The organism is Domibacillus sp. 8LH, from assembly GCF_038806185.1.
In the GTDB taxonomy this organism is placed as follows: domain Bacteria; phylum Bacillota; class Bacilli; order Bacillales; family Domibacillaceae; genus Domibacillus; species Domibacillus indicus_A.
Genome location: NZ_JAVJNG010000132.1, coordinates 1 through 273 on the forward strand (window position 1 = coordinate 1; position 273 = coordinate 273).

A 273-nucleotide genomic window follows, 5' to 3' on the forward strand; every position below is an offset into this window, starting at 1 on the left:
GTGCTGAACTGCGAGAAAGTGATTTTTCCAATTCATATATTTTAAATGTTCATTTAATCGACTACCTAATAAAAAATGAACTCAAAAGCAGGCTCGATCAAGTTTTTGACTATATTACTGAGCATCTACATGAAATGGATGACTTTTTTGAGACTTACTTTGCTAACTCTACACAATTAGATTCTTTCATTAAAAAATATGCTGAATTCAACCCTTCATATGCAAAAGATGTGATATGTCGAGATGCAAGTATTGATCATATAAGAAAGATTC

1 protein-coding gene is annotated in these 273 nt (G+C 30.8%); it reads left to right on the forward strand.

The window, feature by feature from the left end; all coding sequences use genetic code 11:
* Positions 1–273 (forward strand): hypothetical protein (locus RG959_RS24135; RefSeq protein ID WP_342799301.1); only part of this gene is annotated, 273 nt, incomplete at both ends.